Origin of the sequence: Pseudomonas sp. Irchel s3h9 (genome assembly GCF_900187475.1) — a bacterium.
Classification (GTDB): Bacteria; Pseudomonadota; Gammaproteobacteria; order Pseudomonadales; family Pseudomonadaceae; genus Aquipseudomonas; species Aquipseudomonas neuropathica.
This window is the reverse complement of record NZ_FYDH01000010.1, coordinates 218,361-239,921: the sequence shown is the minus strand read 5'-3', so window position 1 is coordinate 239,921 and position 21,561 is coordinate 218,361. Positions and strand designations below refer to the sequence as shown.

The window sequence follows — 21,561 nt, the reverse complement described above, 5'->3', positions numbered from 1 at the left end:
TTAAAATCCCGGCAAGCATAACGCTGGCTGATGGCACATTGCCAAAACTCTTCAGTCACGCCGGGACTTTTCGTTCGCGGGTGCTGCTTTTTAATCGAATCTGCCCATGAAAAGCACAAACAAAAACGCCCGGCCAAAGGGCCGGGCGCTTTTCTCAGGCAATCTTACTTATCGTCAGCATTGCCCGGAACATTAGCGGTTTCGCCGCTTGTGCCTTCAACTTCTTCTTTCATGCGCTTGAGGCCCATGTGGCGCACGTCGGTGCCGCGCACCAGGTAGATGACCAGTTCGGAGATGTTGCGCGCGTGATCGCCGATGCGTTCCAGCGAACGCAGCACCCAGATAATGCTCAAGACCCGCGAGATAGAGCGCGGGTCTTCCATCATGTAGGTCGCCAGCTCACGCAGCGCGGTCTTGTATTCGCGGTCGATGATCTTGTCGTACTGCGCCACCGACAACGCCAGATCAGCGTCGAAACGGGCAAACGCGTCCAGCGCATCGCGGACCATGTTGCGCACCTGGTCGCCGATGTGGCGAACCTCGACGTAACCGCGCGGCGCTTCACCTTCTTCGCACAGCTGAATGGCGCGGCGAGCGATCTTGGTCGCTTCGTCACCGATGCGCTCCAGGTCGATCACCGACTTGGAAATGCTGATGATCAAACGCAAGTCGGACGCCGCCGGCTGACGACGGGCGAGAATGCGCAGGCATTCTTCGTCGATGTTGCGCTCCATCTGGTTGATCTGGTCATCGATCTCGCGCACTTGCTGAGCCAGACCGGAGTCGGCTTCGATCAGTGCGGTGACCGCGTCGTTGACCTGCTTCTCGACAAGCCCGCCCATGGCCAGGAGGTGGCTGCGCACTTCCTCAAGCTCAGCGTTGAACTGCGCGGAGATGTGGTGGGTAAGGCCTTCTTTACTAATCATGTTGGCGTCCTTGGAGCGTCCGGTAAGGTGCGGTGGGCCGCAGCGTCAATTCTGTGAATAACCCGCAACTGTCAGCCATAACGACCGGTGATGTAGTCTTCGGTCTGCTTCTTCGCCGGATTGGTGAACAGGGTATCGGTGTCGCCAAATTCCACCAGTTTGCCCATGTACATGAACGCCGTGTAGTCGGACACCCGCGCGGCCTGTTGCATGTTGTGCGTAACGATAACGATGGTGAACTTGGACTTCAGCTCGTAGATCAGCTCTTCGACTTTCAGCGTCGAGATCGGGTCGAGGGCCGAGCACGGTTCGTCGAGCAGCAGCACTTCCGGCTCAACCGCGATGGTGCGGGCGATGACCAGACGCTGCTGCTGACCACCGGACAGGCCGAGTGCCGATTCATGCAGGCGGTCTTTGACTTCGTCCCACAACGCCGCGCCCTTCAACGCCCACTCGACCGCTTCGTCGAGGACGCGCTTCTTGTTGATGCCCTGGATGCGCAGACCGTAAACGACGTTTTCGTAGATGGTCTTCGGGAACGGGTTGGGCTTCTGGAACACCATGCCGACGCGACGACGCAGCTCGGCAACGTCTTCGCCCTTGCGATAGATGTTGTTGCCATACAGGTTGATCGCGCCTTCTACGCGGCAGCCGTCAACCAGGTCGTTCATGCGGTTGAAAGTGCGCAGCAAGGTCGACTTACCGCAGCCGGACGGGCCGATGAACGCGGTCACGCGCTGCTTCGGGATGTTCATGCTGACGTCGAACAGCGCTTGTTTCTCGCCGTAGTACAGGCTCAGGCCGGGTACTTCGATGGCCACGGTTTCCTGCGCCAGATTGAGGCTCTGCTTGTCGCGGCCCAGGGCGGACATGTTGATGCCGTGGGTATGTGTTTCGTGCTGCATGGGAGGCTCCCTGTGCTAACAAATTCGGTTTGTTGAACCGCTGGCCAAACCAGCGGGTAACGCAAATTCAGTTTTTGTCGCGGTCCCTGTGGGAGCTGGCTTGCCAGCGATGGCATCACTGCGGTGTAACTGAAACACCGCGTCGCCTGCATCGCTGGCAAGCCAGCTCCCACAGGGTTTGTGTTAACTGTCCAAAGCTTTGTATTTTTCGCGCAGGTGGTTACGGATATACACCGCCGACAGGTTCAACGTCGCGATCACCAGCACCAGCAACAGCGCCGTGGCGTACACCAGCGGACGCGCCGCTTCGACGTTCGGGCTCTGGAAGCCGACGTCATAGATGTGGAAGCCCAAGTGCATGATCTTCTGATCCAGGTGCAGGTACGGGTAGTTGCCGTCCACCGGCAGCGACGGCGCCAGTTTCACCACACCCACCAGCATCAGCGGCGCCACTTCACCGGCGGCGCGGGCCACGGCGAGGATCATGCCAGTCATCATTGCCGGGCTGGCCATCGGGATGACGATCTTCCACAAGGTTTCAGCCTTGGTCGCACCCAGTGCCAGCGAACCTTCACGCACGGTGCGCGGAATACGTGCCAGACCTTCTTCAGTCGCGACGATCACTACCGGCACCGCCAGCAGCGCCAGCGTCAGCGAGGCCCAGAGCAGACCCGGTGTACCGAAGGTCGGTGCCGGCAGTGCTTCGGGGAAGAACAAGCGGTCGACCGAACCACCGAGTACGTAAACGAAGAAGCCCAGACCGAACACGCCGTAAACGATCGCCGGAACGCCAGCGAGGTTGTTCACCGCGATACGGATGATCCGCGTCAGGGTGTTCTGTTTGGCGTATTCACGCAGGTACACCGCCGCCAGCACACCGAACGGGGTGACGATCATCGCCATGATCAGCGTCATCATCACGGTGCCAAAGATCGCCGGGAAAATCCCGCCTTCGGTGTTGGCTTCACGCGGGTCGTCCGAAAGGAATTCCCAGATCTTGCTGAAGTAGAAACCGACCTTGGTGAAGGTGCTCATCGCGTTTGGCTGGTAGGCGTGAACCACTTTGCCCAGACCGATTTCAATCTCTTTGCCGTTGGCATCGCGAGCGGTCAAGGCATCGCGATTGAACTGTGCATGCAGATCGGCAAGCCGCGCTTCGATGTCCTGATAACGCGCATTCAGCTCGGCACGCTCAGATTCCATGTCCGCTTGCGCGGTGGCGTCGAGCTTGCCTTCCAGTTCCAGTTTGCGACCGTGCAGACGGATGCGCTCCAGCCCTGCGTTGATTGCACCGATGTCGGTCTTTTCCAGCGACTTCAGTTGCGCCGCCAGACCGTTCACACGGTTGATCCGCGCTTGCAGCTCTGGCCACGCAGCCTCGCCTTCGGCGATGACCTTGCCGTCCTGTTTGACGTTGACCAGATAGCCGTAGAAGTTGCCCCACTCGCGACGTTCGATCGCCATCAACTCGGGCGGCGTAGTCTGGTTGGTCAGCCACTCACCGACGACCCAGGTGAAGTCGTTGCCATTCAGATCCCGGTTGCCGACCTTGATCAGCTCGCGGGTCATGAATTCCGGGCCGACGTCAGGCACCGGCAATCCGGCGCTCTTCAGGCGAGCACGCGGCACTTCTTCTTTCTGTACCACTTCGCCGACCACAAGATGCTGGGCCTGGCCCGGCACGTCGTAGCTGGCATGCACCAGATCCGCCGGCCAGAAGTGACCCAGACCGCGCACGGCAATCACCGCCAGCAGGCCAATGGTCATGATGACCGCGATGGACACCGCGCCACCGCTGATCCAGACGCCCGGGGCGCCGCTCTTGAACCATCCTTTCAGGGAGTTCTGTTTCACAGACTTCTACCTTTGCTTAAAGCGACGAGTATTTCTTGCGCAGACGCTGACGAATCAGTTCTGCCAGGGTGTTCATGACGAAGGTGAACAACAGCAACACCAGCGCCGAGAGGAACAGCACGCGGTAGTGGCTGCCGCCGACTTCCGACTCGGGCATTTCCACCGCGACGTTGGCTGCCAGGGTGCGCAGGCCTTCGAACAGGTTCATTTCCATGACCGGGGTGTTACCGGTGGCCATCAGCACGATCATGGTTTCGCCGACCGCACGGCCCATGCCGATCATCAGCGCCGAGAAGATCCCCGGGCTGGCGGTCAGGATCACCACGCGGGTCATGGTCTGCCACGGCGTGGCACCCAGCGCCAGCGAGCCGAGGGTCAGGCCACGCGGCACACTGAACACGGCGTCTTCAGCGATCGAGTAGATGTTCGGGATCACCGCGAAACCCATGGCCAGACCGACCACCAGAGCGTTGCGCTGGTCGTAGGTAATGCCCAGGTCGTGAGAGATCCACATGCGCATGTCACCGCCGAAGAACCAGTTCTCCATGAACGGACTCATGTACAGCGACAACCAGCCCACAAACAGGATCACCGGAATCAGCAGCGCACTTTCCCAGCCATCCGGGACTTTCAGGCGGATCGATTCAGGCAGGCGGCTGAAGGTGAAGCCGGCGACCAGGATGCCGATCGGCAGTAACATCAGCAGGCTGAAGATGCCCGGCAGATGCCCTTCGACATATGGTGCGAGGAACAGACCGGCGAAGAAACCGAGGATCACCGTCGGCATCGCTTCCATCAGCTCGATCACCGGCTTGACCTTGCGGCGCATGCCCGGGGCCATGAAGTACGCGGTGTAGATCGCAGCGGCAACGGCCAGTGGAGCAGCGAGCAGCATGGCGTAGAACGCAGCTTTCAGAGTGCCGAAGGTCAGTGGCGACAGGCTCAGTTTCGGTTCGAAATCGGTGTTGGCGGCGGTCGATTGCCAGACGTATTTTGGCTCGTCGTAGTTCTCGTACCAGACCTTGCTCCACAGCGCGCTCCAGGAAACTTCCGGGTGCGGGTTGTCGAGCAGAAGCGGTTGCAGCTTGCCGTCGGCTTCGACGATGACACGGTTGGCACGTGGCGACAGACCGAACACGCCCTGGCCTTCTACCACTTGATCGACCAGCAAGGTGCGATGCGCGGTGCTGTGGAACACGCCAAGCTTGCCGCTAGCATCCAGAGCAAGGAAGCCCTTGCGACGCTCTTCGGCAGTGATTTCAACGATCGGCGTGGTGCCCATCTGGAAAGTGCGGATCTGCTTCAGGCGCAGCTCACCATCGGTGTCACGGGCCATGAACCACTGGGCCAGACCACCCTTGGAGTCACCGACGATCAGCGAGATACCACCGACCAGTTGCGTGGTCGCGGTGACTTCGGCGTCAGCGTTTTCCAGCAGTTTGTAGCGACCGTTGAGGCTCTTGTCGCGCAGGCTGAACACATCGGCCTGAGCGCGACCGTTGACCACGTACAGCCACTGCTGGCGCGGGTCGACGAAGATGTTTTTCACCGGCTCAGTCATTTGCGGCAGATCGATACGCTTCTGCTCGTTGGTGACTTCGCCAGTCATCATGTTTTCTTCGCTGGTCAGCGACAGCACATTGAGTTGCGAACCGGTCGAACCGACCAGCATCAACGTCGTGTCGGTGGCGTTCAGGCTGACATGCTCCAGCGCGCCGCCGGCTTCGTTCAGCGCGATCGGCGTCTCGCCATACGGATACTCGATGGCCGGGCTGATGGTTTTCTTGCCATCGGGGTAGCTGACTTTATAGGTGTGACGGAACACCAGCGCCTGACCGTTGGACAGACCCACGGCCACCAGTGGATGGCCCGGCTGGTCTTCACCAATCGAGGTCACGGTTGCGCCGGCAGGCACTGGCAGATCGACGCGCTTCAGTTCAGCGCCACTGTCGATATCAAAGAACAATGCCTGGCCTTTGTCGGAAACGCGCATGGCCACCTGATTCTGCTCTTCGAGCGAAATCATCAGTGGCTTGCCGGCGTCCTGCATCCAGGCCGGGGTGATCGAGTCTTTCGCGGTGAGGTCGGCACCCTGAAACAGCGGCGCGACCACGTAGGCGAGGAAGAAAAAGATCAGGGTAATGGCTGCCAGCACCGCGAGACCGCCAACGAGGACGTACCAGCGGGTGAAGCGATCCTTGAGCGCACGAATGCGGCGCTTGCGTTGCAGCTCAGGCGTATTGAAGTCAATGCGCTTGGGAGGATTAGTAGTCATTTGGGAATTGGCCAGATCATTCATGCGCTCACCCTAGCGATCCTGTATGACAGAAAGATGACAATGCAGTGACGCAGCAAATCCACCGCCAGCGGGACTGGCAGAGGATCAAAAATTTGAGGTGTGGAAAAGGCCGGCCTGCGCGCAGGTCCGGCCTTTTACCTGAGTCCGGTGGGGTTCACCCTGGACTCAATTTGTTACTTCTTTGCGACAGCGCCGCCTTCCTGCAGACCCAGGTCAGCCAGTGCTTTTGCAGCAACCTTGGCTGGCAACGGGATGTAACCGTCTTTCACCACAACTTCCTGGCCCTGTTTCGACAGCACCAGCTTCACGAACTCAGCTTCCAGCGGAGCCAGAGGCTTGTTCGGGGCTTTGTTGACGTAAACGTAGAGGAAACGCGACAGCGGGTACTTGCCGTTCAGGGCGTTTTCTTCGGTGTCTTCGATGAAGTCAGTGCTGCCTTTCTTGGCCAATGGCACGGTTTTCACGCTGGCGGTCTTGTAACCGATACCCGAGTAACCGATGCCGTTCAGCGAGGAGCTGATCGACTGCACCACCGACGCCGAACCTGGTTGTTCGTTGACGTTTGGTTTGTAGTCGCCTTTGCACAGGGCTTCTTCTTTGAAGTAGCCATAGGTGCCGGATACCGAGTTACGACCGAACAGTTGTACTGGCTTGTTGGCCAGGTCGCCGGTCACGCCCAGGTCACCCCAGGTTTTCACGTCGGCTTTGGCGCCGCACAGACGGGTGGACGAGAAGATCGCATCAACCTGTTCCATGGTCAGGTGCTGGATCGGGTTGTCCTTGTGCACGAACACAGCCAGGGCGTCCACGGCAACCGGGATAGCGGTTGGCTTGTAGCCGTACTTCTGCTCGAAGGCCGCCAGTTCGGTGTCCTTCATCTTGCGGCTCATCGGGCCGAGGTTGGAGGTGCCTTCAGTCAGCGCAGGTGGCGCAGTGGCGGAGCCAGCGGCCTGAATCTGGATGTTTACGTTCGGGTATTCTTTTTTGTAGTTCTCAGCCCACAGGGTCATGAGGTTGGCCAGGGTATCGGAGCCGACGCTGGACAGGTTGCCCGACACACCAGTGGTCTTGGTGTAGCTCGGGATAGCAGGGTCAACAGCGGCGAACGCGTTGGCAGTCGCAACGCCAGCAGCGACAAAAGTCATTGCCGCCATCAAACGCTTCAGTTTCATGCCTTACTCCTAGCAGATAGGGTGTGTTAAGTCGGGGCCAAGTATCAGCAGGCCGTGTGAACACTCTATGGCTGAAATATGACAATTGGATGAAAGGCCAGCATGTCGCGACAGATCGTTCCCACGCTCTGCGTGGGAACGCCGCCATGGACGCTCTGCGTCCGCATTTGAGAGGTGACGCGGAGCGTCACAGGATGCATTCCCACGCGGAGCGTGGGAACGATCAGGCGGGAGAGAAAATCAGCGCCCCTTCTTCCAGAGCCACGCCCCCACCAGAATCCCCATCGCACACAGCACTGCCACGTAGTAGGCCGGGCCCATCGCGCTTTCTTTCAGCAGCAGACTCACCACCATCGGCGTCAACCCACCGAAAATCGCATAAGCCACGTTGTACGAGAACGACAATCCGCTGAAACGCACCACTGGTGGAAACGCTTTAACCATCACATATGGCACCGCACCGATGGTGCCGACCAGAAAACCGGTCAACGCGTACAGCGGGAACAACCAGTTCGGGTGATCGGCAAGGCTGTGATAGAAGGTCCACGAGCTGATCAGCAAGCCCAGGCAGCCAAACACAAACACGCGACCGGCACCAAAGCGATCCGCCAGTGCACCGGAAATGATGCAGCCGATGCTCAGGAACACAATCGCCAGACTGTTCGATTGCAACGACTCGGTCGGCGTGAAGTGATAGACCGTTTGCAGCACGGTCGGGGTCATCAGGATCACCACAACGATGCCGGCCGACAGCAACCAGGTCAGCAGCATTGAAATCGCAATCGCGCCGCGATGATCACGCAGCACCGCGCGCAGCGGTACTTCTTCGGCCAGCGCCTTGCGCAATTGCAGTTCGGCGAACACCGGGGTTTCGTGCAGCCAGCGACGCAGGTAGACCGAGAACAGGCCGAACACGCCACCGAGCAGGAACGGGATCCGCCACGCGTAATCGGCAACCTCGACAGGCGTATAAATGCTGTTGATCGCGGTGGCGACCAGCGAGCCGAGCAAAATGCCGGCGGTCAGGCCGCTGGTGAGGGTGCCACAGGCGTAACCCATGTGCTTTTGCGGTACGTGTTCGGAAACGAAGACCCACGCGCCCGGCACTTCACCGCCAATTGCCGCGCCTTGAATCACCCGCATCAATAGAAGAAGGATTGGCGCCCACAGGCCGATCTGCGCGTAGGTTGGCAGCAGACCCATGATCAGGGTCGGCACGGCCATCATGAAAATGCTCAGGGTGAACATCTTCTTGCGCCCCAGCAGGTCGCCGAAGTGCGCCATGACGATGCCGCCCAGCGGTCGCGCCAGATAGCCGGCGGCGAAAATGCCGAAGGTCTGCATCAGGCGCAGCCACTCGGGCATGTCGGCGGGGAAGAACAGCTTGCCGACCACAGTGGCGAAGAAGACGAAGATGATGAAATCGTAGAATTCCAGCGCGCCGCCAAGGGCGGACAGCGATAGAGTCTTGTAGTCATTGCGGGTCAACGGTCGTGCGGGTTGCTCGGGCTGCGCGAGGCTCGAAGGCGCTGTGGTCATGGCAAGGGCTTCTCTTATAGTCGGATCTGCCGCCACAACAACGCTGGCGGTGGCTTGGGCAGGTTCGGCACCATAGCAAATTGTTCGAAAAAGCACATAGAGGTGCGTATTTGACGGTCAAAATCAGAACCGGATGGTCGTCGTGGAGTCTACCGACCGATATACTCGCAACCTGCTCCGGTTTGTAGGGGGTTGCTGTGCGAAAACGTCGTTGGCCCGGCCTTTGCTCGGGATTAGCCGGTTTCGCAGAGTTTCTCCTTAGGCGCCTGATGGAAAACGTGACGAACGTAGTATGTTCGGTGCTGAATCGTTTTTCCCGAAGACGGCTACCACCAGCAATACCAACGAAGAGTCACGGGTCAGAGGCACCCCCGGCATGATAGAGCTCGAACAAGAAGATCCAATCCCGCAAGGCGACCTGGCCCTGCAAATCACCGCACTCCCTCGCGAAACCAACGGCTTTGGCGATATTTTCGGCGGTTGGCTGGTAGCACAGATGGATTTGGCCGGCACCGCAATGGCCAGCCGTGTCGCTGGCGGACGCGTCGCCACCGTCGCCATCGACCGCATGGCGTTCCTTGTGCCTGTGGCTGTCGGCGCGCAATTGTCCTTTTATACCCAGACCCTGGAAATCGGCCGCAGCTCGATCCAGATGATGGTCGAAGTGTGGAGCGACGACCCGTTGTCCAGCGAGTGGCGTAAAGTCACCGAAGCGGTCTTCGTCTTCGTCGCCATCGACGGCAGCGGCCGCACTCGCTCGGTTCCACCACGCGCGCGTTAAACATCGTGGCCGTTTTACGGTCGATAGTTGTCCTTGTTACTGATCGAGAGCTGTCCCATGAACACGCCCAACGTTGAAGCCGTGAAACTGGATGAACTGAACTGCTGGCGCATCCGCCACGGTCAGGCCGAAGTGCTGGTGGCCCAGCAAGGCGCGCACATCCTCAGTTATCAGATCGATGGCCAGCCGCCGATCATCTGGCTCAACGACAAGGCCGAGTTCAAGACCGGCAAAAGTATCCGCGCCGGTGTACCGGTGTGCTGGCCGTGGTTCGGCAAGTTCGAGCGCAACCCGCAGAGCGTGCAGGCCATGTATACCGGTGAGCAACCGGCACCCGCGCACGGTCTGGTGCGGGCGATGGATTGGGAGTTGGGCGGCATCGAATCAGAGGCTGACGGCGTCAAGGTCGAATTCAAGCTGCCTTACCCCGAAGGTGGCCTGCCGGGCTGGCCGCATCAGGTCGATCTGACCCTGACCCTGCATTTGTCCGAGCAACTGAGTTTCAGCCTGACCAGCCATAACCGTGGCAGTGACAGCGTCAGCCTGAGCCAGGCGCTGCACACTTACTTCGCGGTCAGTGACGTGCGCAATGTGCATGTCGATGGCGTGGATGGTTTGAATTACATCGAGACGCTGGACGACTGGAAAACCCACAGTCAGCAAGGCGACCTGCATTTTGCCGGTGAAACCGACCGCATCTATCTCGATGCTCCACCACAACTGAGCATCATCGACCTGGCCTGGGAACGACGCATTGTGCTGACGGCTACCGGCTCACGCACGGCGGTGATCTGGAACCCGTGGATCGACCGCGCCGCCGCGCTGGCCGACATGGATAACGATGGCTGGCAGCGCATGCTGTGCATTGAGACGGCGAATGTGATGGATGACATCGTCACGCTGGCGCCGGGGGCGAGCCATACCATGGGCGTCAGCGTCGCCAGCAAACCGCTCTAACCAGCACCGCAATACAAAATGTGGGAGCGAGCCTGCTCGCGAAGGCGTTGTATCAGTCAACATTCAAATGTCTGATACACCGCTTTCGCGAGCAGGCTCGCTCCCACAGTTGCTTCGTGGTGATTGTTAGAGATCAGATTCCTGCACCACCCGCACCTTGTCGGCTTCCAGCGCATACGCCGCATCGGCCAGATCATTGCTGACCTTCTCGACCTTCAGCGTGCCGGTCACCCACAGCGGTGTGTAGATATCATCCAGCTTCAAGCCTTTCGGATAACGCACCAGCACCAGTTGATTCGGCGGCGGTGGCGGCACGTGGATACATGCGCCCGGATACGGCACGAGGAAGAACAGCGTGCTGCGACCCTTGGCGTCGGATTCCAGCGGCACCGGGTAACCACCGATGCGGATGTGCTTGTCATTCATCGACGCCACGGTTTTGGTCGAATACATCACCGCCGGCAGACCTTTGGCCTGCTTCATCCCGCCCTTCTCAGTGAAGGTGCCGGTGGCTTCCGGGGAGTTGTGGTCGATTTCAGGCATGGCCTCGAGGGCCTTTTGGTCCGACTTGGGCATCAATTCGAGCCAGTCGGTTTCCGGCAGTTCGCCGGCGTGGGCCAAACCGCTGCCCAGGAAAAGGAGAGTCAACAGAAGACGGCGCATGAAGGTGCTCGGTATAGAAAGGAAAGAACAGTAAATCGCCGAGCATTCTAGCCCTCCCGGCCACTTTGGCAGAGAGGGCTTTGTCGCTTTGGATCAGTTCTTTTTGATCAGGCCGTAGATCACCAGCAACACGATAGCGCCGACCAGTGCGCCGATGAAACCTGCGCCCTCGCCTGCGTGATAGATGCCCAGAGCCTGGCCGCCGTAGGTGGCTGCCAGCGAACCGCCGATACCGAGCAGGATGGTCATGATCCAGCCCATGCTGTCATCGCCCGGTTTCAGGAACCGCGCCAGCAGGCCGACGATCAAGCCGATAAAGATGGTTCCGATAATTCCCATGGCATTTCCCTCTGAATAGTAGATATGCGAAGCCTAGTCAGACTTTGGCATCCTGCAATCAGAGAACGGCGGCCCCTGAATGGTTCCGCCGCTGCCAAATGAAACTGTCGTTACTCGGCGATCAGCGCTTCGACCTTGACGATCTGCGCCTGCAGCGTAGCCATGTCGGCGCAACGCAGATTGGCGTGACCGACCTTGCGCCCGGCCTTGAAGGCCTTGCCGTAGTGATGCAGATGGCAGTCTTCGATAGCGATGACTTTCTCAACCGGCGGTACAACACCGATGAAGTTAAGCATCGCGCTCTCGCCGACTTTGGCCGTCGAACCCAGCGGCAGGCCGGCAACGGCGCGCAGATGGTTTTCGAACTGACTGCACTCGGCGCCTTCAGTGGTCCAGTGCCCGGAGTTGTGCACGCGCGGGGCGATTTCGTTGGCCTTGAGGCCACCGTCGACTTCAAAGAACTCGAACGCCATGACGCCGACGTAGTCGAGTTGCTTGAGCACGCGGCTCGAGTAGTCTTCGGCCAGCGCCTGCAATGGGTGATCGGTACTGGCCACCGACAGCTTGAGGATGCCGCTGTCGTGGGTGTTGTGCACCAGCGGATAGAACTTCGTTTCACCATCGCGGGCACGCACGGCGATCAGCGAGACTTCACCGGTGAACGGCACGAAGCCTTCCAGCAGGCAGGACACGCTGCCCAGCTCGGCAAAGGTGCCGACCACGTCTTCCGGTTTGCGCAGGACTTTCTGACCCTTGCCGTCGTAACCCAGGGTACGGGTTTTCAGTACGGCCGGCAGGCCGATCGAAGCGACGGCGGCGTCCAGATCGGCTTGCGATTGAATGTCGGCGAAGGCCGGAGTCGGGATGCCCAGGTCCTTGAACATGCTCTTTTCGAACCAGCGGTCGCGAGCGATGCGCAGGGCTTCGGCGCTCGGGTAGACCGGGACGAATTGCGAGAGGAATGCCACGGTTTCGGCCGGGACGCTTTCGAATTCGAAGGTCACCAGATCGACTTCATCGGCCAATTGGCGCAGATGATCCTGATCGCCGTAATCGGCCCGCAGGTGTTCGCCCAGCGCGGCCGCACAGGCGTCCGGCGCAGGGTCGAGGAAAGCGAAGTTCATGCCCAGCGGGGTGCCCGCCAGGGCCAACATGCGACCCAACTGGCCGCCACCGATTACACCGATCTTCATCTCAACAACCTCAGGCAATACGTGGGTCTGGATTGTCCAGGACGCTGTCTGTCTGCTCGGCACGGAAGGTTTTCAGCACCGCGTGGAACTGTGGATGCTTGGCGCCGAGGATGCTCGCCGAGAGCAGGGCAGCGTTGATCGCGCCGGCCTTGCCGATGGCCAGGGTGGCGACCGGAATGCCCGCTGGCATCTGCACGATCGACAGCAGCGAGTCGACGCCCGAGAGCATGGCCGACTGCACCGGCACGCCCAGCACCGGCAGGTGGGTCTTGGCCGCACACATGCCTGGCAGGTGGGCCGCGCCACCGGCTCCGGCGATGATCACCTCGATGCCGCGGCTTTCAGCCTCTTCGGCGTACTGGAACAGCAGATCCGGGGTGCGGTGGGCAGAGACCACTTTGACCTCGTACGGGATGCCGAGCTTTTCCAGCATATCGGCGGTGTGGCTAAGGGTGGACCAATCGGACTTGGAGCCCATGATCACGCCAACCAGTGCACTCATCGTCGCGCCTCTTCTCTCTGGAGCGCCCGCAGGCGCGTCATAAAACAACAAGCCACGCAGGTTGCGTGGCTTGATTGTACGAAAAATGGCCGGACGTGCCGGCCGAAGGCCGCGCAGTATACCGCAAAGAAAGCAATAAACAGCCCCCGAAACGACCATCTGTCAAATGAGCGAAAGGCCCGGTTTTATTGACCTGAAGGTCAGAGCATAGACATCCCACGATCCCTGTGGGAGCTGGCTTGCCAGCGATGGCGTCGCATCAGCAAACAGAGTCGGTGTCTGACCCACCGCCATCGCTGGCAAGCCAGCTCCCACAGGGTTTTTCATCAACCTCAGGTTACGGTCGTACCTTGTGCGGCGCCGCCTTCTAGTTTTCGCCAAAGCAGGCGCACGTTGGCTTTGCGCACCAGTGCGCAGCGATACAGGCGAATTTCCAGCGGCACATGCCATTGCGGGCCGCCGCAAACCACCAGTTCGCCGCGAGCCAGTTCGGCGCGCACACTCAGCTGCGGCACCCAGGCGATGCCCAACCCCTCTAGCGCCATGCTTTTCAGGCTGTCGGCCATAGCGGTTTCGTAAATAGTGGTGAAACGCAGCTGACGCTGACGCAGCAAACCATTCACCGAACGTCCGAGAAACGCACCGGCGCTATACGCCAGCAACGGCACGCTCGCATCTCCTTCCAGATCGAACAACGGCTTGCCCTCGGCATCCGCCGCACACACAGGGAGCATTTCCGTCTGGCCCAAGTGCAATGAAGGGAAAATCTCCGGGTCCATCTGCATTGCCGCATCCGGATCGTAGAACGCCAGCATCAAATCACAGCCACCTTCGCGCAACGCATGCACCGCATCGCCGACGTTGGTTGCAACCAATCGGGTGGCGATGTTCAACCCTTCATTACGCAGCTGTGCGATCCAGCGCGGGAAGAAACCCAGCGCCAAGGAGTGAGCGGCAGCGACCTGCATCACTTCGCCCTGCCCGCCTTCCAGATGATGCAGATGGCGCAGCACTTCACCGAGCTGTTCGACCACGGTGCGCGCGGTCACCAGAAACAACTGCCCCGCCGCCGTCAGTTCAACCGGCGTACGCGAGCGATTGACCAAGGTCAGCCCCAGCGCAGCCTCCAGACTGCGAATCCGTCGGCTGAACGCCGGCTGGGTAACGAAGCGCCGTTCGGCCGCCTGCGAAAAGCTGCGGGTGGCGGCCAGAGCACTGAAGTCCTCGAGCCATTTGCTTTCCAGATTCATCACGTCCTCCAGGACACGCACCAAAACAGGTCACACGTCTGCCGCGCACGCGGCGTCACACGGGCATTATGCCGAATGTGCATAGGGCAGTGCTGAACAGCATTGGCCCAAAATTTCCCACAAGCCTAGCATTCGCAGCGTTCCGGCACAGACCGGGTCCATATCGAGATGATTTCTATCATGTCCTCCGCTGCATCTTTCCGCACAGAAAACGACCTGCTTGGCGCCCTCGAAGTACCGGCTCAAGCGTATTACGGCATCCAGACCCTGCGAGCGGTGAACAACTTCCGTCTCTCCGGCGTTCCGATTTCGCATTACCCGAAACTGGTTGTCGGCCTGGCGATGGTCAAACAGGCCGCCGCTGACGCCAACCGCGAGTTGGGTCACCTGAGCGAAGCCAAGCACGCTGCCATCAGCGAAGCCTGTGCCCGATTGATCCGCGGTGATTTCCACGAAGAGTTCGTGGTCGACATGATTCAAGGTGGCGCCGGTACTTCCACCAACATGAACGCCAACGAAGTGATCGCCAACATTGCGCTCGAAGCAATGGGTCACCAGAAAGGCGAGTACCAGTACCTGCACCCGAACGACGACGTCAACATGGCGCAGTCGACCAACGACGCCTACCCAACGGCGATCCGCCTGGGTCTGCTGCTCGGTCACGACACCCTGCTGGCCAGCCTCGACAGCCTGATTCAGGCGTTCGCGGCCAAGGGCAAAGAATTCGATCACGTCCTGAAAATGGGCCGTACCCAGCTGCAAGACGCCGTGCCGATGACCCTCGGCCAGGAATTCCGCGCGTTCGCCACCACCATGGGCGAAGACCTGGCGCGTCTGAAGTCGCTGGCCCCGGAACTGCTGACTGAAGTGAACCTGGGCGGCACCGCGATCGGTACCGGCATCAACGCCGACCCGCGTTATCAAGCGCTGGCGGTACAGCGTCTGGCCCTGATCAGCGGTCAACCGGTAGTGCCGGCGGCCGACCTGATCGAAGCGACTTCCGACATGGGCGCCTTCGTGCTGTTCTCCGGCATGCTCAAGCGCACCGCAGTCAAGCTGTCGAAGATCTGCAACGATCTGCGCCTGCTGTCCAGCGGCCCACGCACCGGCATCAACGAAATCAACCTGCCAGCGCGTCAGCCAGGCAGCTCGATCATGCCCGGCAAGGTCAACCCGGTGATCCCGGAAGCCGTTAACCAGGTGGCGTTCCAAGTCATCGGTAACGACCTGGCGCTGACCATGGCAGCCGAAGGCGGCCAACTGCAGCTGAACGTGATGGAGCCGCTGATCGCCTTCAAGATCTTCGACTCGATCCGTCTGCTGCAACGCGCCATGGACATGCTGCGCGAGCACTGCATCGTCGGCATCACCGCCAACGAAGCGCGCTGCCGCGAACTGGTCGAGCACTCGATCGGTCTGGTCACCGCACTGAACCCGTACATCGGCTACAAAAACGCCACCCGTATCGCCGGCCTCGCGCTTGAAAGCGGCCGCGGCGTACTGGAACTGGTGCGCGAAGAAGGTCTGCTCGACGAAGCCATGCTCGCCGACATCCTGCGCCCGGAAAACATGATTGCTCCGCGTCTGGTTCCGCTTAAAGCCTGAGCCGACGCGTAATTTGTAGCACCGCTCACCAGGTCGAGGGACTAGACACCTCTCACCTTTTGAGGGCTTGGGGATTTGTCCCCAAGCCCTTTTTTTTAACTTTCTGACCCTGAGACCCGTATGTCTGGGGACTGAACAATGTGGGAGCGAGCCTGCTCGCGAAGACGGCGGCACATTCAAAAGCAATGTGTCTGCAATACCGCTTTCGCGAGCCGGCTCGCTCCCACACAGAACAGTTCCTGCACAAGCCCGGCGCCGGTAACGCCGGGTGTTTCAAAGCCTCGTTTCGTCGCTTGCACCACTACCGTGCAGACGGGCGCGTCACTGATCGGTATAGTGCCGCCCCTCTTCGCGTGAGCGGTCGTCGGTAACGAGGCCATAACCCATGCGAAACCCGAACTAATAACAAACCCGCGAAATGGATCCGGGACGAAACCATCGCCTCACCTGTCGTGCCGCGCGCACACCGGTGTAACACGATATTTCTACCATCCAGCATTTGCTCACACAAAAAACAGCGAGGAAAAATCCATGCTCGAAGTCATCAACGACTTCCTCTCAGGGAAAGTACTGATCGTGCTCATTGTCGGGCTCGGTAGCTACTTCACGATTCGCTCGCGTTTCGTTCAATTGCGGCACTTCTTCCACATGTTCGCGGTGTTCCGCGACAGCCTCAAAGGCAGCGCCGGGCAACTCAGCTCGTTCCAGGCCCTGATGCTCAGCCTTGCCGGCCGTGTCGGTGCAGGCAACATCGCCGGTGTCGGCATCGCCGTGACCCTGGGTGGTCCAGGTGCGGTCTTCTGGATGTGGGTGACCGCACTGGTCGGCATGTCCAGCAGCTTCTTCGAATGCACCCTGGCCCAAGTCTACAAGCGCGCCGATGGCGACGGCCTGTACCGTGGCGGTCCGGCTTACTACATCCAGCACGGCCTGAAACTCAAAGGCATGGCGGTGGTGTTCTCGGTCCTGCTGCTGGTCACCTACGGCTTTGCCTTCATTGGCCTGCAGTCCTACACCGTGACTCACTCGCTGCAGAACGCCTTTGAATTCAACCCACAACACACCGGTATCGTCCTGGCAGTGTTGCTCGCCATCACCTTCATCGGCGGCATCAAGCGCATTGCCTCGGTGTCCGACCTGCTCGTACCGATCAAGACCCTGGCCTATATCGGCGTGACCCTGTACGTGATCGGTACCCAGATCGAACACGTACCAGCCATGCTGGAAACCATCTTCAAGAGCGCCTTCGGCCTCGACCCGGCCTTTGGTGGCCTGCTCGGCAGCGCCATTGTCATGGGCGTGAAGCGTGGCGTGTTCGCCAACGAAGCGGGCCTGGGCAGTGCGCCGAACGTCGCCGCTGTGGCTGCCGTGAAGCACCCGGGCGCCCAGGGCGTGGTTCAGGCCTTCAGCGTGTTCCTCGACACCTTCGTGATTTGCACCTGCACCGCGCTGCTGATTCTGCTGTCGGGCTTCTACACCCCGGGCTTCGAAGGTGACGGCATCGTCCTGACCCAGAACTCGCTGGCCGCTGTGGTCGGTGACTGGGGTCGCATGTTCGTCAGCGTCGCGCTGTCGCTGTTCGTCTTCACTTGCATCCTCTACAACTACTACCTGGGCGAAAACAGCCTGCAGTTCCTCACCCGCAACCGCGCCGCGCTGATGATTTTCCGCGGCCTGGTGCTGGCGCTGGTGGTATGGGGTTCGATGCAGGACCTGTCGACCGTGTTCGCCTTCGCCGACATCACCATGACCTGTCTGGCCTTCGTCAACCTGGTGGCCTTGGCCATGCTGTTCAAGGTCGGCATGCGCGTAATGCGCGACTACGACGAGCAGCGCCGTGCCGGCGTTAAACAGCCCGTGTTCGACTCCAGCAAATTTACCGATCTGGATCTCGACCTGAAGGCCTGGCCGACCAACCCGTCTGCCGCTGCCGACAAGACCGAAGCCGAGCCGCAAGGCGTACCTGCAGCGCAACGCTGACAGGTGAATGACGGGCGCATCCTCTGCGCCCGTCAGTTATTGTGATGCAATAACTTGTAGGAGTGAGCCTGCTCGCGATAGCTGTCTTTCAGCCAACATCAATGTTGAATGATGAACCGCTATCGCGAGCAGGCTCACTCCTACAATGTCATCTCTTGTGGAGACCCTCAGATGATTGCCAATTCCTACCCCGCCGCCCAACACGTCATGGTGCTCTACACCGGTGGCACCATCGGCATGCAGGCCAGCGCCAATGGCCTGGCCCCGGCGTCCGGTTTCGAAGCGCGGATGCGCGACTACCTGCACAGTCAGCCTGAGCTCGTTGTGCCGCAGTGGCGCTTCCGGGAAATGTCGCCGCTGATCGACAGCGCCAACATGACCCCGGCCTATTGGCAGCAACTGCGTGAAGCGGTGGTCGATGCCGTGGATGTGCAAGGTTGCGACAGCGTGCTGATCCTGCACGGCACCGACACCCTGGCTTACAGTGCGGCGGCGATGAGCTTCCAGTTACTGGGGCTGAATGCTCGCGTGTGTTTCACCGGCTCCATGCTGCCGGCCGGTGTTACCGACAGCGATGCCTGGGAAAACCTCGGCGGCGCACTGGTCGCCCTCGGCCAAGGCCTGGCGCCCGGTGTGCATCTGTACTTCCACGGTGAGCTACTGGCGCCAACCCGTTGCGCGAAGGTGCGCAGCTTCGGCCGTCATCCGTTCAAACGACTTGAGCGTCAGGGCGGCGGCGTGAAAGCGCCTTCGATTCCAGCGTCGTTGAACTACAACCAACCGAAGCAACTGGCCAAGGTTGCCGTGCTGCCACTGTTCCCCGGCATCAGCGCCGAAGTCCTTGATGGTCTGCTCGCCAGCGGCATTCAGGGTCTGGTGCTGGAGTGCTACGGCAGCGGTACAGGGCCGAGCGACAACCCTGAGTTTCTGGCAAGCCTTGGCCGTGCGCGGGATAACGGCGTAGTCGTTGTGGCGGTCACGCAATGCCATGAAGGCGGCGTTGAGTTGGATGTTTACGAGGCTGGCAGTCGATTGCGCGGTGTAGGCGTGTTGTCCGGTGGTGGCATGACTCGTGAGGCGGCGTTCGGCAAGTTGCATGGGGTGCTCGGTGCGGGGCTGGAAACTCAAGAAGTGCGTCGGCTGATCGAACTGGATCTGTGTGGTGAGCTGCTCTGAGCACGACTCAGGATCGGCCCTCACCCTAGCCCTCTCCCGAAGGGAGAGGGAACTGACCGAGTTGTTTTTCGCTGTCCGTCGACCTGATAAATCGCGTCGATTGTGGATTCGGCAGAGATGTATCACCTCGGTGCATCTCGCCAATATCCCCCAATCGGCCCCCTCTACCTTTGGGAGAGGGTTGGGGTGAGGGGCTGCTGCGGCATGCAATTTGCTGCGTTCCAGCCATCCTCAGGCTGGAAGATCTTATGCTGCACTCCCACCTCACCACCCTCAACGCCGTCTCGCTAATCCTCAACACCTTCAAAGCCGAAGGCCTGTCGAGCGAAGCGTTGCTGGCCGGCAGCGGCATCAGTGCGGCGGATCTCAGCCGGGCCGACACGCGCATCACCACCAATCAGGAGATGCAGGTCTGCGCCAATGCAGTCGCGCTTAAGCACGACATCGGCCTGGAGCTGGGCCGGCGCATGCACGTTTCCTGCTACGGCATCCTTGGCTATGCCTTGCTGACCTGTGCCACCTTCGGTGACGCTTTACGTCTGGCGATTCGCTATCCGGCGCTGTTGGGAACACTTTTCGAATTGAGTCTGGAAGACGATGGCGAACGCGTCTGGTTCGTCGCGGCCGATTATCGCGAGAGTCCGGCGATGGCGGTGTTCAATGCCGAGTTCTGCCTGGTGTCGCTGAAAGTCATTTGTGATGACCTGCTCGGGCATCCGCTGCCCTTGCTCGCCACGCGCTTCGAACACGCCGCACCGGATTATCGCGACAGTTATACCGAGCACTTCGACAGCTCGCTGCACTTCGCCGCCAAGGACAACGCCTTCGCCTTCGACCGTCACTGGCTCGATCAACCGCTGCCGCTGGCCGATGTCATCACCCATCAAGCCATGGCTGAACGCTGCCGCAAGCAGAACCTTGAGTTCACCGGACGCCAAGCGTGGCTCGGGCGCATCCGCCAGTTGCTCAGCGCCCAACTGAACGCCGCGCCGGGGCTGGAAGGCCTGGCGCAACAGATGAAGTGCTCGCCACGCACTCTGCGCCGGCATCTCAAGGACATGGGCTGCAGCTATCAGGAATTGCTCGATGAACTGCGCTTCGAGCGAGCCAAGCAGATGTTGTGTGAGGATCAGTTGCCGATCTACCGCATCGCCGAGACCCTTGGCTTCAGTGAGACTGCGAGCTTTCGTCACGCCTTCGTGCGCTGGAGCGGCGTGGCGCCGAGCCAATTCCGGGCCTGAGGGGCGAATTGCGGTCAGTTTTTTTGGCCATATCCATCCCCTTTTGGCCTTTCCTGCCGTTTTCCGATTCACCTCGCGCCGCAACACTGGGAGCAACCGAATCAGCCCTGCGGAGAACAACAAATGCTGACGATCTACTCGGACGATCACCACCTGCACCATGGCCGCTGCGAACTCATCGATGGCCAACTGAAGCCGTGCTTCGAGATGCCGTCGCGCGCCGACCATGTGCTGCAGCGCGTTAAAAACCAGAACCTCGGCCCGGTCGAGGCGCCGAAGGATTTCGGTCTGGAGCCGATCGCCCGCATCCACAGCCGTGACTACCTCGACTTTTTCAAAGGCGCGTGGCCGCGCTGGACTGAATTCAATACCGACGGCGATCTGCTGCCCTACACCTGGCCGGCGCGCACTCTGCGTGCAATCAAACCGACCAGCCTGCACGGCCAGCTCGGCTATTACAGCTTCGATGGCGGCGCACCGATCACCGCCGGCACCTGGCAAGCGGCGTACAGCGCGGCGCAAGTTGCCCTGACCGCGCAAGCAGAAATCCAGCGTGGCGCGCGCGCTGCCTTCGCGTTGTGCCGGCCACCGGGACACCACGCTGCCAGCGACTTGATGGGGGGTTATTGCTACCTCAATAACGCTGCGATCGCCGCGCAGGCGTTCCTCGATCAGGGCCACAAGAAGGTCGCGATCCTCGACGTCGACTATCACCACGGCAACGGCACGCAATCGATTTTCTACGCGCGCAGCGACGTGCTGTTCACCTCGATCCACGGCCACCCGGAAGCAGAATTTCCGTTTTTCCTCGGCTACGACGATGAGCGTGGCGAAGGTGCCGGTGAAGGCTTCAACTTCAACTACCCGCTGCCCGCAGGCTCCGGCTGGGACGTGTGGAGTGCGGCGCTGGATCAGGCCTGCGACGAGATCGATCGCTACGGCGCCGACGTCATTGTCGTATCGCTCGGCGTCGACACCTTCAAGGATGACCCGATTTCGCAGTTCAAACTCGACAGCCCCGATTATCTGGCGATGGGCAAGCGCATTGCTGCACTCGGCAAACCGACATTGTTCGTCATGGAGGGCGGTTACGCTGTGGAGGAAATCGGCATCAACGCGGTGAACGTACTGGAAGGCTTCGAACGATAACCAGATTCCCGTCGCAACCGTACACACCAG

At 60.2% G+C, this 21,561-nt stretch carries 18 protein-coding genes; 7 read left to right on the top strand and 11 right to left on the bottom strand.

Annotated features, from left to right (window positions below):
* Positions 1–164 precede the first annotated feature (164 nt).
* The 6 genes from phoU to CKW26_RS18520 form a co-directional block, all read right to left on the bottom strand.
* Positions 165–926, bottom strand: a complete 762-nt coding sequence (phoU, locus tag CKW26_RS18545) for a phosphate signaling complex protein PhoU (RefSeq protein ID WP_016985766.1) — start codon at positions 924–926, stop codon at positions 165–167.
* A 71-nt stretch (positions 927–997) separates the two neighbouring features.
* Positions 998–1,831, bottom strand: coding sequence for a phosphate ABC transporter ATP-binding protein PstB (gene pstB / locus CKW26_RS18540; RefSeq protein WP_095049644.1), 834 nt, complete (start codon positions 1,829–1,831; stop codon positions 998–1,000).
* Positions 1,832–2,014: 183 nt separating this feature from the next.
* Positions 2,015–3,685 (bottom strand): phosphate ABC transporter permease PstA, encoded by a 1,671-nt coding sequence (pstA, locus tag CKW26_RS18535; protein ID WP_095049643.1) that lies wholly within the window; start codon positions 3,683–3,685, stop codon positions 2,015–2,017.
* Positions 3,686–3,701: 16 nt separating this feature from the next.
* Complete coding sequence (locus CKW26_RS18530) at positions 3,702–5,735, bottom strand: ABC transporter permease subunit (protein WP_176471262.1); 2,034 nt, start codon at positions 5,733–5,735, stop codon at positions 3,702–3,704.
* Positions 5,736–6,157: 422 nt separating this feature from the next.
* Complete coding sequence (locus CKW26_RS18525) at positions 6,158–7,156, bottom strand: phosphate ABC transporter substrate-binding protein PstS (RefSeq protein WP_038359380.1); 999 nt, start codon at positions 7,154–7,156, stop codon at positions 6,158–6,160.
* Between the two features lie 240 nt (positions 7,157–7,396).
* A complete protein-coding gene (locus CKW26_RS18520; RefSeq protein WP_095049641.1) occupies positions 7,397–8,695 on the bottom strand; it encodes an MFS transporter in 1,299 nt (432 codons plus the stop codon).
* A 376-nt stretch (positions 8,696–9,071) separates the two neighbouring features.
* Here CKW26_RS18520 and CKW26_RS18515 point away from each other — a divergent pair, with 376 nt between their 5' ends.
* Entirely contained in the window at positions 9,072–9,476 is a 405-nt protein-coding gene (locus CKW26_RS18515) for an acyl-CoA thioesterase (protein ID WP_003229628.1), read from the top strand.
* Positions 9,477–9,533: 57 nt separating this feature from the next.
* The gene (locus CKW26_RS18510) at positions 9,534–10,433 is read left to right on the top strand and encodes a D-hexose-6-phosphate mutarotase (protein WP_095049640.1); all 900 of its coding nucleotides are present in this window, start codon (positions 9,534–9,536) and stop codon (positions 10,431–10,433) included.
* 126 nt (positions 10,434–10,559) lie between these two features.
* Here CKW26_RS18510 and CKW26_RS18505 read toward each other — a convergent pair whose 3' ends face one another.
* From CKW26_RS18505 to CKW26_RS18485, 5 genes are all read right to left on the bottom strand, one after another.
* On the bottom strand, positions 10,560–11,096 hold the full coding sequence (locus CKW26_RS18505; RefSeq protein ID WP_007920225.1) for a DUF3299 domain-containing protein: 537 nt from the start codon (positions 11,094–11,096) through the stop codon (positions 10,560–10,562).
* A 93-nt stretch (positions 11,097–11,189) separates the two neighbouring features.
* Positions 11,190–11,435, bottom strand: coding sequence for a GlsB/YeaQ/YmgE family stress response membrane protein (locus CKW26_RS18500; RefSeq protein ID WP_007920223.1), 246 nt, complete (start codon positions 11,433–11,435; stop codon positions 11,190–11,192).
* A gap of 110 nt (positions 11,436–11,545) precedes the next feature.
* Entirely contained in the window at positions 11,546–12,628 is a 1,083-nt protein-coding gene (locus CKW26_RS18495) for a 5-(carboxyamino)imidazole ribonucleotide synthase (RefSeq protein ID WP_007920221.1), read from the bottom strand.
* A gap of 10 nt (positions 12,629–12,638) precedes the next feature.
* Positions 12,639–13,130 carry a 5-(carboxyamino)imidazole ribonucleotide mutase gene (gene purE, locus CKW26_RS18490; RefSeq protein WP_007920220.1) on the bottom strand — a complete coding sequence of 164 codons (492 nt, stop codon included), beginning with the start codon at positions 13,128–13,130 and terminating at the stop codon, positions 12,639–12,641.
* Positions 13,131–13,462: 332 nt separating this feature from the next.
* Positions 13,463–14,380, bottom strand: coding sequence for a LysR substrate-binding domain-containing protein (locus CKW26_RS18485; RefSeq protein ID WP_095049639.1), 918 nt, complete (start codon positions 14,378–14,380; stop codon positions 13,463–13,465).
* A 180-nt stretch (positions 14,381–14,560) separates the two neighbouring features.
* On the opposite strand from CKW26_RS18485, the gene aspA reads away from it, so the two are divergent.
* The 5 genes from aspA to CKW26_RS18460 all read left to right on the top strand — a co-directional run bounded on the left by aspA (position 14,561) and on the right by CKW26_RS18460 (position 21,531).
* A complete protein-coding gene (aspA, locus tag CKW26_RS18480) occupies positions 14,561–15,985 on the top strand; it encodes an aspartate ammonia-lyase (protein ID WP_095049638.1) in 1,425 nt (474 codons plus the stop codon).
* A gap of 531 nt (positions 15,986–16,516) precedes the next feature.
* A complete protein-coding gene (locus tag CKW26_RS18475) occupies positions 16,517–17,965 on the top strand; it encodes a sodium:alanine symporter family protein (protein WP_095049637.1) in 1,449 nt (482 codons plus the stop codon).
* A 171-nt stretch (positions 17,966–18,136) separates the two neighbouring features.
* Positions 18,137–19,141 carry an asparaginase gene (locus CKW26_RS18470; RefSeq protein WP_095049636.1) on the top strand — a complete coding sequence of 335 codons (1,005 nt, stop codon included), beginning with the start codon at positions 18,137–18,139 and terminating at the stop codon, positions 19,139–19,141.
* A gap of 248 nt (positions 19,142–19,389) precedes the next feature.
* The gene (locus tag CKW26_RS18465; RefSeq protein ID WP_095049635.1) at positions 19,390–20,382 is read left to right on the top strand and encodes an AraC family transcriptional regulator; all 993 of its coding nucleotides are present in this window, start codon (positions 19,390–19,392) and stop codon (positions 20,380–20,382) included.
* A 123-nt stretch (positions 20,383–20,505) separates the two neighbouring features.
* Entirely contained in the window at positions 20,506–21,531 is a 1,026-nt protein-coding gene (locus tag CKW26_RS18460; protein ID WP_095049634.1) for a histone deacetylase family protein, read from the top strand.
* Positions 21,532–21,561: the final 30 nt, after the last annotated feature.